14 protein-coding genes are annotated in these 13,577 nt (G+C 67.2%); 5 read left to right on the forward strand and 9 right to left on the reverse strand.

The window, feature by feature from the left end:
* Positions 1–2 precede the first annotated feature (2 nt).
* Positions 3–1,439: a dihydrolipoyl dehydrogenase gene (lpdA, locus tag BAY15_RS12180; RefSeq protein ID WP_068852991.1), complete on the forward strand. Its 1,437-nt coding sequence runs from the start codon at positions 3–5 to the stop codon at positions 1,437–1,439.
* A gap of 166 nt (positions 1,440–1,605) precedes the next feature.
* Here the strand turns inward: lpdA and BAY15_RS12185 are convergent, their stop codons facing one another.
* The 7 genes from BAY15_RS12185 to BAY15_RS12215 all read right to left on the reverse strand — a co-directional run bounded on the left by BAY15_RS12185 (position 1,606) and on the right by BAY15_RS12215 (position 10,075).
* Complete coding sequence (locus tag BAY15_RS12185) at positions 1,606–1,824, reverse strand: hypothetical protein (protein WP_068854698.1); 219 nt, start codon at positions 1,822–1,824, stop codon at positions 1,606–1,608.
* A 104-nt stretch (positions 1,825–1,928) separates the two neighbouring features.
* Positions 1,929–3,353 carry a replicative DNA helicase gene (locus BAY15_RS12190; RefSeq protein WP_068852994.1) on the reverse strand — a complete coding sequence of 475 codons (1,425 nt, stop codon included), beginning with the start codon at positions 3,351–3,353 and terminating at the stop codon, positions 1,929–1,931.
* A gap of 240 nt (positions 3,354–3,593) precedes the next feature.
* Positions 3,594–4,154: an NADPH-dependent FMN reductase gene (locus tag BAY15_RS12195; RefSeq protein WP_068852997.1), complete on the reverse strand. Its 561-nt coding sequence runs from the start codon at positions 4,152–4,154 to the stop codon at positions 3,594–3,596.
* 147 nt (positions 4,155–4,301) lie between these two features.
* Entirely contained in the window at positions 4,302–6,245 is a 1,944-nt protein-coding gene (gene asnB, locus BAY15_RS12200) for an asparagine synthase (glutamine-hydrolyzing) (protein WP_068853000.1), read from the reverse strand.
* 3 nt (positions 6,246–6,248) lie between these two features.
* Positions 6,249–8,528: a thiamine pyrophosphate-dependent enzyme gene (locus BAY15_RS12205; RefSeq protein ID WP_068854699.1), complete on the reverse strand. Its 2,280-nt coding sequence runs from the start codon at positions 8,526–8,528 to the stop codon at positions 6,249–6,251.
* A gap of 67 nt (positions 8,529–8,595) precedes the next feature.
* Positions 8,596–9,156: a GNAT family N-acetyltransferase gene (locus BAY15_RS12210; protein WP_068853002.1), complete on the reverse strand. Its 561-nt coding sequence runs from the start codon at positions 9,154–9,156 to the stop codon at positions 8,596–8,598.
* A gap of 94 nt (positions 9,157–9,250) precedes the next feature.
* Entirely contained in the window at positions 9,251–10,075 is an 825-nt protein-coding gene (locus tag BAY15_RS12215) for a glycine zipper 2TM domain-containing protein (protein ID WP_068853004.1), read from the reverse strand.
* A 161-nt stretch (positions 10,076–10,236) separates the two neighbouring features.
* Here BAY15_RS12215 and BAY15_RS12220 point away from each other — a divergent pair, with 161 nt between their 5' ends.
* Complete coding sequence (locus BAY15_RS12220; protein ID WP_068853007.1) at positions 10,237–10,458, forward strand: DUF6116 family protein; 222 nt, start codon at positions 10,237–10,239, stop codon at positions 10,456–10,458.
* Positions 10,455–11,219, forward strand: a complete 765-nt coding sequence (locus BAY15_RS12225) for a TatD family hydrolase (protein ID WP_068853009.1) — start codon at positions 10,455–10,457, stop codon at positions 11,217–11,219. The genes BAY15_RS12220 and BAY15_RS12225 overlap by 4 nt, the downstream gene beginning before the upstream one ends.
* Before the next feature lie 59 nt (positions 11,220–11,278).
* On the opposite strand, the gene BAY15_RS12230 is transcribed toward BAY15_RS12225, so the two are convergent.
* On the reverse strand, positions 11,279–12,070 hold the full coding sequence (locus BAY15_RS12230) for a tRNA threonylcarbamoyladenosine dehydratase (protein ID WP_068853012.1): 792 nt from the start codon (positions 12,068–12,070) through the stop codon (positions 11,279–11,281).
* Positions 12,071–12,164: 94 nt separating this feature from the next.
* Between BAY15_RS12230 and BAY15_RS12235 the strand changes: the two genes are divergently transcribed.
* Entirely contained in the window at positions 12,165–12,602 is a 438-nt protein-coding gene (locus BAY15_RS12235; RefSeq protein WP_068853014.1) for a cytochrome c, read from the forward strand.
* 121 nt (positions 12,603–12,723) lie between these two features.
* Positions 12,724–13,218, forward strand: coding sequence for a glycine zipper 2TM domain-containing protein (locus tag BAY15_RS12240; RefSeq protein ID WP_068853017.1), 495 nt, complete (start codon positions 12,724–12,726; stop codon positions 13,216–13,218).
* A gap of 85 nt (positions 13,219–13,303) precedes the next feature.
* Here BAY15_RS12240 and BAY15_RS12245 read toward each other — a convergent pair whose 3' ends face one another.
* The gene (locus BAY15_RS12245; RefSeq protein WP_068853019.1) at positions 13,304–13,507 is read right to left on the reverse strand and encodes a cold-shock protein; all 204 of its coding nucleotides are present in this window, start codon (positions 13,505–13,507) and stop codon (positions 13,304–13,306) included.
* Positions 13,508–13,577: the final 70 nt, after the last annotated feature.

Consider the following 13,577-nt stretch of genomic DNA (forward strand, 5'->3'; position numbering starts at 1 on the left):
CAATGGCTGAACAATTCGACGTTGTCGTCATCGGTGCCGGTCCGGCCGGCTACCACGCCGCCATCCGCGCCGCGCAGCTGGGTCTGAAGACCGCCTGCATCGACGCTGCACTGGGCAAGGATGGCAAGCCGGCGCTGGGCGGTACCTGCCTGCGCGTGGGCTGCATCCCGTCCAAGGCGCTGCTGGACTCCTCGCGCCAGTTCTGGAACATGGGCCACATCTTTGGCGACCACGGCATCAGCTTCAAGGACGCCAAGATGGACGTCGAGGCGATGGTTGGCCGCAAGGACAAGATCGTCAAGCAGTTCACTGGCGGCATCGCCATGCTGTTCAAGGCCAACAAGGTCACCGCCTACTACGGTTTCGGTGAACTGCAGCCGGGCAACGTGGTCAAGGTCACCCAGCACGACGGCGAAGTCGTCGAGCTCAAGGGCACCAACGTGATCATCGCCGCCGGTTCGGATTCGATCGAACTGCCGTTCGCCAAGTTCGACGGCGAGACCATCGTCGACAACGTCGGCGGCCTGGACTTCACCGAAGTGCCGGCGCGCCTGGCCGTGATCGGCGCCGGTGTGATCGGCCTGGAACTGGGCAGCGTGTGGAAGCGCCTCGGCGCCGAAGTGACCATCCTGGAAGCGCTGCCGACCTTCCTGGCCGCGGCCGATGCCGAAGTGGGCAAGGTTGCCGCCAAGGAATTCAAGAAGCAGGGCCTGGACATCCGCCTGGGTGCCAAGGTTTCCAAGGCGGAAGTGACCGGCAAGGGCAAGAAGAAGGAAGTCGCCCTGACCTACACCGACGCCGAAGGCGAAAAGAGCCTGGTGGTGGACAAGCTGCTGGTGGCCGTCGGCCGCCGCGCCGCGACCAAGGGCCTGCTGGCCGAAGGTACCGGCGTGAAGGTCAACGAGCGTGGCCAGATCGAAGTGGACGACCATTGCCACACCGGCGTTGATGGCGTGTGGGCGGTCGGCGACTGCGTGCGCGGCCCGATGCTGGCGCACAAGGGCTTCGAGGAAGGCATCGCGGTGGCCGAGCTGATCGCGGGCCTGCCGGGCCACGTCAACATGGACACCATTCCGTGGGTCATCTACACCGAGCCGGAACTGGCCTGGGTAGGCAAGACCGAGGAGCAGCTGAAGGCCGAAGGCATTCCGTACAAGGCCGGCAGCTTCCCGTTCGCCGCCAACGGCCGCGCCGTGGCCATGATCGAGCCGGCTGGCTTCGTCAAGGTCCTGGCCCACGCCGAGACCGACCGCATCCTGGGCATGCACCTGGTCGGCGCGAACGTGTCCGAGCTGGTCCACGAAGGCGTGCTGACCATGGAGTTCAGTGGTTCGGCCGACGACCTGGCCCGCATCTGCCACGCCCACCCGTCCCTGTCGGAAGTCGTCCACGACGCCGCCATGGCCGTGAGCAAGCGCGCGATCCACAAGGCCAACTGACCGGCCCCGTGGTGATGCAGCGAAAAACCCCGCTTAGGCGGGGTTTTTTCTGGCCGTACGCCGTCCAATCGACGCATTGCCCCGCGTAGAGCCGACTGTCAGTCGGCTGCCGTAGGCGCGATCCCGGAACATCGCGCTGTGCGCGATAGCCGACTGACAGTCGGCTCTACCGTGCTGTCGCCATGCGGCCGCCACCCAGCAGGCGTGCGGGCAGCATGAGCAGTGCACCCAGGAACGCGAACAGCGCCGAGAAGGTGACGCCGACCAGCCGGAACGGCAGGCTCAGCAACCATACGAACGGCCAGGCCAGCAGGGCCAGGATCGCCAGCGGCCAGCACAGCACGAACAGCAGGCACCACACGCCGAGCGCGAACAGGGTCTTCATGACGGTCTCCAGGGCGGCACCTTGCCGCGGCAGGACCACGTTGCCGCCCTGCCCGCCCGGGTTCAACCGGTTTGCGACGAAACCCCGGATCCGCCGACGAAACCTTATTCGAACGACCCCACCGAATCGTGCGACAGGTTATCGAACCGGGTGTACTCGCCGAAGAACTTGAGCTTGCACGAGCCGGTCGGGCCGCCTCGGTGCTTGCCGATGATGATCTCGGCCAGCCCCTTGTCCGGGGAATTTTCCTTGTTGTAGTAATCGTCGCGGTAGATGAACACGATCATGTCCGCGTCCTGCTCGATTGCGCCGGATTCGCGAAGGTCGGCCATCACCGGGCGTTTGTCGGTTCGGGTTTCCAGCGAGCGGTTGAGCTGCGACAGCGCGATCACCGGCACGTTCAGTTCCTTGGCCAGGCCCTTGAGCGAACGCGAGATTTCCGAGATTTCCGTGGCGCGGTTTTCGCTGTTGCCCGGCACGCTCATCAGCTGCAGGTAGTCGATCACGATCAACCCCAGGTCATGCTCGCGCTTGAGGCGGCGGCACTTGGAGCGCAGGATCTCCGGCGACACGCCCGGCGTGTCGTCGATGAAGATCTTGGTTTCCTTCAGCATGCGGATGGCGCCGGTGACCCGGCTCCAGTCCTCGTCTTCCAGCTGGCCGGTACGCAGGCGCTGGGCGTTGATGCGGCCGTTGGAGGAAATCAGGCGCATGGCCAGCTGCGACGCCGACATTTCCATCGAGAACACCGCCACGCCCTTCTTGGACTTGATGGCGGCGTACTCGGCGATGTTCAGCGCGAAGGTGGTCTTGCCCATGGCCGGTCGCGCGGCCAGGATGATCAGGTCGGTCGGCTGCAGGCCGGCGGTCATCGCGTCGAAGTCGGCGTAGCCGGTGGGCAGGCCGGTGATGTTGCCGCCGTTCTCGAAGCGGTTGCGCAGCTCTTCGAAAGCGTCCTTCAGCGCGCCGGGCATCGCCACGAAATCGGTGCGGCCACGCGCGCCCTGCTCTGCGATGGCGAACACGGATTTTTCCGCCGCCGACAGCAGTTCGCTGCTCTCGCGGCCTTCCGGCTGGAAACCATCGTTGACGATGTCGGTGCCGACCTGGATCAGCTGCCGCAGCACCGCCTTGTCGCGCACGATCTCGGCATAGGCCGAGATGTTGGCCGCCGACGGCGTGGTGCTGGCCAGTTCGATCAGGTAGGCGCCATCGCCGACCAGTTCCATCTTGCCCTGCGATTCGAACCACTCGCCCAGGGTCACCGCATCGAACGGGCGGTCGCGCTCGGACAGCTCGCGGATCGCCCGGTAGATGGTCTGGTGGTCGCGCCGGTAGAAGTCGGTTTCGGTCAGCTGGTCGTTGATCCGGTCGTAGCTTTCCGGGGCCAGCATCAAGCCGCCCAGCACCGCCTGCTCGGCCTCGATCGAATGCGGAGGCACGCGCAGCGCGTCGATGCGCATCTCGTCGCGATCAAAGCGGTCACCGCGGTCTTTGCGGTCGGAACGGAAGCCGGAGCGGGCGGACATGAGGGGGTGTTCTTCCTGCAGAGTGGAGCGTGGGACATGGTAGGCACGGAGCGGCCGCCACAGCCATGCACAACCCTGTGGATAAGCAGTGGATAGCTGTGCGCACCGGGCGCAGACGGCACGACCAACGGTCGTGCCCTACCGGTTGCAGGTCGGCGTGTGGCCGGATGCCGACCCTGTCGGGTAGCGCACGACCGTTGGTCGTGCGCCTTGCCGCTCATTATCGCAGAACCACCGGGTTCAATGCTGACCGCCGTGGGTGGCGATCCAGGCCAGGAACTTGTCCACGAAGCCCTGCAGGAAGTCGCGGGTGCCCTCGTTGCTGATCCCGCCCTGCGGGTCGATCAGCCCTTCCTTGAAGTGGACGAACGCCTCGGGCTGGCCCAGCACCGGCATGTCCAGGTAGGCCAGGATGTTGCGCAGGTGCTGCTGGGCCAGCGCGGTGCCGATGGCGCCGATCGAAGCACCGATCACCGCGGCGGGTTTGCCGGCGAAGGCGCTGTGGCCGTACGGCCGCGAGCCAATGTCGATGGCGTTCTTGAGCACGCCGGGCACCGAGCGGTTGTATTCAGGGGTGACGAACAGCACCGCATCGGCCTTCTTGATCTGCTCCTTCAGGCGAAGACCTTCGGCCGGGTAATCCTTGTCGAAGTCCTGGTTGTACAGCGGCAGGTCGCCGATCTGCACGTACTCGAAACTGGCCTTTCCGGCGGCCAGCTTCTCCAGCGCATGGGCCAGGGCCTGGTTGTGCGAGCCGGTGCGCAGGCTGCCGACCAGCACGGCGATGGTGGGGGTTGCCATGAAGGAGCTCCGTTCGGGGGGGAACGACCAGCGTAGGCATGACAGGTGTTGCGCACGGTGAAGGCGTCCATGGGACACGCATGGCGTGTCGCTACGCTGCCATCCCCGGGCGTAGGGACACGCCATGCGTGTCCGGCGCGGTGCCGGTCACGCGCGCGGAACCGCCGCTCTCGCCTCTTTCCAATGCGCCTGCCAGGCCTGGAACATCAGCACGTTCCACAGATGGGTATGCCATTTGCGCTCGCCCTGCTGGAACTGCTTCCACAGAGGAACAATGGCATCCACATGGAACACGCCTTCGGTCTGCAACCGCACCGGATCCAGCAGTTCATCAGCCCAGCCGCGCAGGTCGCCCTTCAACCATGCGCTGACCGGCGCACCAAAGCCGCGCTTGGGCCGGTGCACCATGTCCTGCGGCACGTAACGGCCCAGCACCCGCTTCAGCATGTACTTGCTCACCCCATCGCGCTGCTTCATCGACAGCGGCAGCGACCAGGCGAACCCGGCCACGCGCCAGTCCAGCAGCGGCGCCCGCGCCTCCAGGCTGACCGCCATGCTGGTGCGGTCCACCTTGCACAGCAGGTCATCGGGCAGGTACGTACTGAAATCGGCCAGCATCATCGCGTCGGCCGGCGAGCCGGCGCCGTGCAGCGGGTCGGCTAGGTCATAGAAGCTGCCCGCGCCGCGCGCGCCGATCACCGCGGACACCGGGTCGCGCCAGCGCGAAATGCGGTTGCGGTACACATCGCCGATGCCGCGCGCCCCGGTTTCGGCCAGCAGCGCAGCCAGGCCGCCGGTGCGCGAGGCCTCGCCCTGGGTCTGCGAATGGGCGGCCATCCAGCGCCGCAGCGGCGCCGGTACCCGGCCCAGCAGCGTCCAGTTGCGCAGCGCGCGCTGGTAGCGGCTGTAGCCGAAGAACAGCTCATCGCCGCCGTCCCCGGACAGCGCCACGGTCACCGCGCTGCGCGCCAGCCGTGCCACCAGTGCGGTCGGCACCTGCGAGGCATCGGCGAACGGCTCGTCGAACATCGCCGGCAGCGCCGGCACCACCGCCAGCGCATCGGCGCCGCTGACATACAGCTCGGTGTGGTCGGTGCCCAGGTGGGTGGCCAGGGCCTTGGCCAGCGGCGCCTCATCGTGGTCCGAGCCCTGGAACCCGATGCTGAAACTGTGGATCGGCGTGGACGACTGCGACTGCATCAGTGCCGCCACCACCGACGAATCGGTACCGCCAGAGAGGAACACGCCCACCGGCACGTCGGCCACCATGCGCAGCCCGACCGCATCGCGCAGCAGGGCATCGAGCTGGTTCTCGGCCTCCTCGTCGCTGCCCACGAACGGCGAGGCCAGCGCCTGCTGCATGCGCTCACGCGCATTCCAGAACGGCAGCTGCTGCTGGTCGGGGCGGTGCGCGGCCGCACCGGCGGCCACTGCGGCGGCATCCAGGCGCAGCACCCGGCCCGGCATCAGCTTGAAGCAGCGTTCGTGTATGCAGTGCGGGGCCGGAATATAGTCCAACCGCATCAGCAGGGTCAGCGCGTCGCGGTCGATATCGTTGTCGAACGCGGGGTGCTGCCACAGCGCCTTCAGCTCCGAGCCGAACACCAGCGTGTCGCCGGCCCAGCCGTAGTACAGCGGCTTCTTGCCGACCCGGTCGCGGGCCAGCCACAGGCACTGCTCGGCGCGGTCCCACAGGGCGATGGCGAACATGCCATTGGCACGCTGCAGGGTCTCGTCCAGGCCCCAGGCCACGAACGCGGCCAGCAGCACTTCGGTGTCGGAATGCCCACGGAAAGCATGGCCGCGCGCCTCCAGCTCCAGCCGCAGCGCGGCGAAGTTGTAGACCTCGCCGTTGTAGGCCAGCACATAGCGGCCGTCGTCGGACGCCATCGGCTGGTGGCCCAGCGGCGACAGGTCCAGGATGCTCAGCCGGCGGTGCGCCAGCGCGATGCCACTGGCCGCGTCGGCCCACACCCCGCTGTCATCGGGACCACGGTGCACCAGCGCATCGCCCATGCGGCGCGCCTGCTGTTCCAACGCGGCCTGCTCCCGTACCGGGGCGGCCAGCAACATTCCTGCCAGTCCACACATGCGTCAATGGTCCTGCGCCAACACCCGCGCGGCGCTTGTTACCGCATTGTCGCTTGGAAGCACGCACATTGCTGCCCCCGCGAGCGGTGTGTAGGTATCGGCCCCGCACACCCGCTGCAGCGGCAGGTGGCCGAAGCCGGCCTCGACCAGCGCGGTGATCACCCCCTCCCCCACCCCCGCGCTGTGCCGGCCCTCGTCCACCACCATCACCCGCCGGGCATCGGCAGCCTGCCCGGCAATGAAGCCGGCGTTGAGCGGCACCAGCCAGCGCAGGTCGACCACCCGCACCTGCCAGCCGAGTTCGGCTTCAATGGTGCGCGCCGCACGCAGGCTCATCGGCACCCCGTTGCCGTAGGTGAAGATCACCAGGTCGTTGGCCTCGGCTGCGTATACCCGCCCCTCGCCCAGCACCAGCGCCTGGTCCGGCGCGGGGTATGGGAACAGCCACTGGCCATCACCGGGTGCGTGCAGTTCCTTGGTCATGTACAGCGCGATGGGCTCCAGGAACACCGCCACCCGCCCATCCACATGGGCCAGCGCCGCCAGCGTGCGCAGCATCATCGCCGCGTCATCGCCGCGCGAGGCGCAGCCCACCACCAGCCCGGGGATGTCGCGCAGCGCGGCGATCGAGTTGTCGTTGTGGAAGTGGCCGCCGAAGCCCTTCTGGTAGCCCAGCCCGGCAATGCGCACCAGCATCGGGTTGCGGTACTGGTCGTTGGAAAAGAACTGCAGCGAACAGGCCTCGCCGCGCAGCTGGTCGGCGGCGTTGTGCAGGTAGGCCAGGTACTGGATTTCCGGGATCGGCAGCATGCCAAGATTGGCCAGGCCCTGGGCCATGCCCAGGATCATGGTTTCATCCAGCAGCGTGTTGAACACCCGGCGCGGGCCAAAGGCTTTCAGCAGCCCCTTGCTGACCGTGTACACCCCGCCCTTCTGTGCGACGTCCTCGCCGAACAGCAGTGACGAGGGGTACTTGCACAGCAGGTCGTGCAGGGCCTGGTTGATCTGGATCGCCAGGTGCCGCGGTGGCTGCCGTTCCGGCAACTGCGCCGCGCCGCCGAACACCGCCTCGCGCTCCTCCGCCGCCGGCACCCGGCGGGCTTCGGCGTGCACGGCAGCGGGGGTGTAAGGCGCCAGCGGCGCCATGATCTCGGCCAGCTCGCCCAGTTTGGGCCGCTGGTCGGCCGCGTCGGCGGCAGCGAAGCAGCGCGCGCGCATCGCCTCGTAACGCGCCATCACCTGGGCGGGCGTCATCCAACCGGACTCCAACGCGATCTGCGCCGAGCGCAGCAGGGGATCAGCCGCCTCTGCCGCGCACAGCTCCGGCAGCGGCCGCCATTCGATCTCGAAATCCGTCCCCGCGTGGCCCATCAACCGCGTGGTGCGCAGGTGCAGGAACGTCGGGCGACGGGTGCGGCGACAATGCTCCAGCGCGCGTTGCACCTGCGCGTGGCCGCTGGCCAGGTCCAGGCCATCGGCGAAGAAGTAGTCCAGGCCGGGCCGGTGGCTGAAGCTGTCGGCAATCCACCCGTCCGGCGTTTTCACCGAAATGCCGATGCCATTGTCCTCGCACACGAACAGCACCGGTGCCGGCAGGCGCTGGTAAGCGGCCCAGGCGGCGGTGTTGAATGCGGTCTGCGCCGTGGCATGGTTGGCCGAAGCGTCGCCGAAGGAACAGATCACCACGCTGTCGTCCGGAATAGGCAGGCCATGGCCGATGCGGCGCGCGGTTTCAATGGCCAGCGCAGTGCCCAGCGCCTTGGGCAGGTGCGAGGCGATGGTGGAGGTCTGCGGCAGCACCCAGAGCGGCTTGCTGCCCCAGACCTTGTGGCGCCCGCCGCTGGCCGGATCGTCGCGGCTGGCGGCGAAGGACAGCGCCGCGTCCATCACCGGGTCCATGCCTGGCCGCTGGCGGAAGCGCTCGGCCATGAACGCGCCGGAGCGGTAGTGCAGGAACGCCGGATCGGTGTGCCGGGCCAGCCGCGCCACCAGCGCATTGCCTTCGTGGCCAGACGAACCGATGGTGTAGAAGACCTTGTTCTGCACGCGCAGCACGCGCGCCATCAGGTCCAGGTGGCGGCTGACCAGCTGCGACTCGAACAGCGCGTCGAAGCCCTGCGCGTCCAGCGTGCTGCCCGGCAGGATCGGCGCATTACCGGCGGGGCGTGGTGCTGCCTGTCCGTCCCAGCGCTGTACGTACTCGATGAAGTTGGCGTCGCAGACCTCGGCCCGGTTCAGGCCTTTCATGCGCGCGGGAATCGGATCGGGAACCACGGCAACCATGCACACCCTCCAGCTGGGCCGAACGGACGACCGCGCCGAGCATCGCCCAAAAAGGGGACGGAGGTGGTTAAGCGGACTTAACCTCCTCCGTCCCCCTTCGACGCCACTGGTGGCGCGACTGCCCCCAGATCTCGATCGGCTTGACGTCGTGCGGCGGCGGCAGCTCGCCCATGCGCAGCAGCGTGCTGCCCAGCTTGCGCGCAACGGCCTTGGAGTTCTCATTGGCCGCATCGATGGTGTGGATCACCTCGTCCCAGCCCAGCGTGTCGAACGCCCAGTCGATGGCGGCAACCGCCGCCTCCGGTGCGTAGCCCTTGCCCCAGCTGGCGTGGCGGATGCTCCAGCCGACTTCGGTCCCAGGCCAGTCCAGCGGTTGCCACGGCCCCATGCGCCCCACCCAGTCGCCGCTGCTCTTCTCGATCACCGAGAACATCGAGAAGCCATACAGGTGCCAACTGCCCGCCAGGCAGCTGAAACTGCGCCAGGCCTGGGACGGCGCCTGCACCCCGCCCAGGTGCTGCATCACCTGCGGATCGGTGCAGAACTGCAGGAAGGCGTCAAAGTCCTCCGCGCGTGGCGGGCGCAGGATCAGCCGGTCGGTTTCCAGGCGCAGATCGAAAATGCTCATGCGGTACCCCGTTGGTAAGCCGGGTGCCATCTTCGCAGAACGAAAGAGGCCGGCAAGATGCCGGCCTCTTCGTACCTGCTGCACAGCGCCCCGATTACTGGCGGGCGGTATCCAGCGCGGCGGTCTGGGTGACCAGCTGGCCGTCCACGACCGGCAGGCGGTCGCTGCTGGGCTTGTTGGCCATCTTGACGGTCTTTTCAACGCCGTCGTAGCGGTAGGTCACGTTGTAGCCGGTGACGTTGCTGGTGGTGCCCATGGCGATGCGGTTGCCCGGCTTGCTAGCCATGCGCATGGTGCCGGTGGTGCCGTCTTCATTGCGGTAGGTCACGTTGTAGCCGGTGACCTTGGTCGATTCAGAGGTGGCCGTTTCGGTGTGGCACTGGCGCTCGGTGCGGTTGACCACGCGGCCACCGACGTGGCGCTTGTCCACCTGGTTGCCGATCACGCCGCCAGCAACGGCGCCGGCGGCGGTGGCGGCCTTGCGGCCATTGCCGCCGCCCACCTGGTTGCCCAGCAGGCCACCGATGACGGCGCCGGCCACGGTGCCGCCGACATTGCCGTCGCGCTCGGGCAGGCGTTCCTGCACCACCACGTCGTTGCAGACCTCGTGCGGGGTCTGGGTGGTGGAGGTCTCACGCACCGGCTCGGTGCCGATCACGGTGGCGTAGGCCTTTTCCTTCTGGGTCAGCGGATCGACCTTGACCACGTCGGCGTATTCCAGCCGGCCGGCCTTGTCCACGGCGAGTTCGTCGGTGCGCGCACCATCGTCGGCCAGCGGCGTGGTGTCCAGGCTCGGGCGGGTCTGCGCGGCGGTAACCGGGTCGGTGGAGCTACCGCTTTTCATGAAGGCGGCGGTGGCGATGCCCCCGACCAGCAGGGCGCCTGCAGCGACCAGGACAGTAGTAGTTGTGCTTTTCATATCCGACTCCCTGCGGGCGATCCGCAACGTTCTTGATGCGGATTCCAGCATGCGAACCCTGAACGGTATCTCCACATGACGCTTACGACCCGCCTCCCCATTCAGGTTCTGTCGTCGCAGGGCTCGTGATAGCGTTTACACCACTTGTCGAGGAGAGTGCGATGCCCGGTCCCCTGCTGCTACCTGTCATGAAATGGGCACGCGGACTGCGTTACCCCACGCTGTTCAAGATCACCGCCGCGCTGTTCGCGGTAACGCTGTTCATTCCAGACCCGATTCCGTTCGTGGATGAAATCCTGTTCGGGCTGGGCACGCTGCTGCTGGCCAACTGGAAGCGCCGCAGCGACACCCTGCCGCCGCGCCTGGACCGGCGCGACGCGTGAGCCTGATCGACAGCCACTGCCACTTGGACGCGGACGAATTCGATCACGACCGCGCCCAGGTAATCGCCCGTGCGCAGGAGGCAGGTGTTCGAACACAGGTGGTGCCCGCGGTGACCGCCGCCAGCTGGCCCAAGCTGCGTGAGACCTGCCAGCTGGCCGACGGACTGTATCCGGCATATGGGCTGCACCCCATGTTCCTGGACCAGCATCGCCCGGAGCACCTGGACCAGCTGCGCGAGTGGATCGCCCGCGAGCAGCCGTGTGCGGTGGGCGAGTGCGGACTGGATTTCTTCGTGGAAGGCCTGGATGCCGAACAGCAGCAGTTTTACTTCTACGCGCAGTTGCGGATCGCGCGCGAGTTCGACCTGCCGGTGATCGTGCACGCGCGCCGCGCCGTGGATGCGGTGATCGCCGCCATCAAACAGGTGGGCGGCCTTCGCGGGGTGATCCACAGTTTTCCCGGCAGCCCGGAACAGGCCGCGCAGCTGCACAAACTGGGTTTCCTGGTCGGCCTGGGCGGTCCGCTGACCTATGAACGTGCCCAGCGCCTGCAGCGACTGGTGGCACAGCTGCCACTGGAGCAGCTGCTGCTGGAAACCGATGCGCCCGACCAGCCCGACGCCGGCATCCGCGGCGAGCGCAATGAGCCGGCGCGGCTGACGGTGATTGCCGAAACCGTCGCGAAGTTGCGCGGCGAAACGGTGGAGGCAATTGCCGACCAGACTTCCGCCAACGCACGCCGGCTGTTCGCCCTCCCGTAGAGCCACGCCCTGCGTGGCCGCGCGGTGTCCGGCGAAAAGCAGCCACGCGGGGCGTGGCTCTACGACTTCTTCTTCAGCAGCATCTCCAACGCCTTGCCCACTGCCGCGAACGCGAACGCGCCGGTGATATGTGTGGCTGCGCCCAGCCCGGCGCCGCAGTCGAGCTTCAACGCGGCATCGGCACCCAGCTGTGGGCGTACCCCGCACACGCTGCCATCGGCCTGCGGGTACTTCACGTTTTCCAGCGAATACACCGCCGGCACGCCGAAGTAGCGCGAGGCGTTCTTCGGGAAGTTGAAATCGCTGCGCAGCTTCTTGCGGATCAGGGCCAGCATGGCGTCGTGCTCGGTGCGCGAGACGTCACGGATGCGCACCAGGGTCGGGTCGGTACGGCCACCGGCCGCGCCTACGGTGAGGATAGGCAGCTTGCGGCGGCGGCACCAGGCGATGGTTTCCACCTTGACCCGGAAGCTGTCGCAGGCGTCGATGACCAGGTCGAAGTTGCGGTCGAGCAGCTCGACCATGTTCGACACGGTCAGGAACGAGGCAACCGCATCAACGCTGATGTCGGGGTTGATCGCAACGCAGCGCTCGGCCATTGCCTCGGCCTTGTTGCGCCCGTACTGCCCGGCCAGTGCTGGCAGCTGGCGGTTGGTGTTGGACACGCAGATGTCGTCGGCGTCGATCAGGGTCAGGTGCCCCACCGCCGTGCGCGCCAGCGCTTCCACCACCCACGAGCCCACCCCGCCCATGCCGACCACCGCCACCCGGCGCTGCGACAGCTGGTCCACGGTGCCCACCCCATACAACCGGTCGATGCCGGCAAAGCGTTCGCGCAATACGTCGTTCATGCCGCCTATTTTAGACGGCCCGGCGCCCGCCACGTACGTTCGTGATGCGGCCAGCGGTAGGATGCAGCGAGCCACCCACAAGGAAGCCACCCGCATGCATGCCCCCGTCCCCACCCGCCGCCCGTCCGCCGCTTACCGCTATCTGTTTGTCGCAGGCCTGGGGCTGGTGATCGGCCTGGTCGCCACCGTGATGGTGTCCCGCGCGATCCAGGCCCGCCAGGACCCGTTCCCCGGCAGCCTGATGCACGTGATGGAGCGCCAGGTGGCGCTGTTGCGCGATGCGCAGGCGCAGAACCGCTGCAGCCTGGCCGACAGCGTGCCGCGCCTGCAGACGCTGCGCTCGCTGTCCAACGACCTGGACCTTGCGTTCCCCGACCTGAAGGACAGTGCGCAGTTCCAGCAGCACGCCAGCGGTCTGCGCGCCACGCTCAACACCGCGCTGGCGGCGCCGCCTACCGACTGCGTGGCCATGGGCCAGCTGGTCGAAAAGATCCAGACCGACTGCAAGGCCTGCCACCAGGATTTCCGCTGATTCATCTGGCAGCCACGAAGCGGTGGCCGGATTGGCACCCTGTTCACGCGGGACAGGACAGGATCTGCGCCATGCGCCCCAGACGCATTCACGACCACCCCTTCTGGCCAGGAGAACCACCATGAAGATCCAACTCATTGCTGCCGCCGCCGTCGCTACCGTCGCGCTGGCCGGCTGTGCCACCACCTCGCCTGGCTACGGCGGCGGCTACAACAACAACGGCTACAACAACGGCTATAACAACAGCGGCAACTACAACACCAACCGCTGCGCCGATTGCGGCATCGTGACCCGGATCAACCAGGTGGCCTCCGGCCGCACCGCCCCCAGCGCCACCGGCGCGATCCTGGGCGGCCTGGTCGGCGCCGTGGCCGGCCATGAGATCTCCGACCACACCGGCGGCAGCAAGGGCAACCAGAACATCGCGGCCGCTGCGGGCGCGGTGGGTGGTGCGCTTGCCGGCAACCAGATCCAGAAGAACGTGACCAGCGATACCTTCGACATCACCGTGCGCATGGACGACGGCCGCACCGTGGTGGTGAACCAGCGTGACCTCGGCGGGATCCGCGAAAACACCTACGTACGCGTGGTCAACGGTCGCGTAGTCCTGCGCTGATCCACTGCACCGCTGCAGCGTGAAAGCAAAGGGCCCGCTTGCGCGGGCCCTTTCCATGTTCCGATCAGACCGGAGCGGTGCGCGCTTAGAGCGGGCGCACCTTGTCGGCCTGCAGGCCCTTCTGGCCCTGGGTCACTTCAAACTCGACCGCTTGGCCTTCCTTCAGACTCTTGAAGCCCTGGGAATCGATTGCACGGAAGTGTACGAACACGTCCTCACCGCTTTCACGGCTGATGAAACCGAAGCCCTTCGCGTCATTGAACCACTTGACGGTGCCCTTCTCTGCCATCTTCCTTACTCCCTGACTGACTTGTAGTTGGTTACGCCTTGTGGGCGGCTGACAAGCAAGGGGGAAGCGA

It is taken from the genome of Stenotrophomonas rhizophila (assembly GCF_001704155.1).
GTDB classification, from domain to species: domain Bacteria; phylum Pseudomonadota; class Gammaproteobacteria; order Xanthomonadales; family Xanthomonadaceae; genus Stenotrophomonas; species Stenotrophomonas rhizophila_A.